The sequence below is a fragment of the Gilvimarinus sp. 1_MG-2023 genome, from assembly GCF_030548285.1.
Map to the genome: position 1 here is coordinate 1 of NZ_JAUOSC010000943.1, position 276 is coordinate 276.

A 276-nucleotide genomic window follows, 5' to 3' on the forward strand; every position below is an offset into this window, starting at 1 on the left:
GTTATGACTCTGGAGAGTGTAATGGATAAATATCTAGTTACTAAGGAAGAAATAGAAGAGCTTGAAGGTATTTCGAAAACCCATTTTCTTAATGAGAATGCCAAAAGGATTAATAAGTCACTGGGTGATCTCACAGGTTTAACTGGTTTCGGCTTCCACATTATTGAAATTCAACCTGGCCACGAATCGACAGAGTTCCATAAACACTATCATGAAGATGAATGCGTTTATGTGCTTGAAGGTACAGCGGAAGCGCAGGTAGGCAACGAAATATAT

At 38.8% G+C, this 276-nt stretch carries 1 protein-coding gene; it reads left to right on the forward strand.

Annotation, left to right across the window (positions count from 1 at the left end; genetic code table 11):
• Window positions 1–21 precede the first annotated feature (21 nt).
• The coding region (locus Q4563_RS19645) for a cupin domain-containing protein (RefSeq protein ID WP_303605716.1) at window positions 22–276 on the forward strand (255 nt) is incomplete at its 3' end.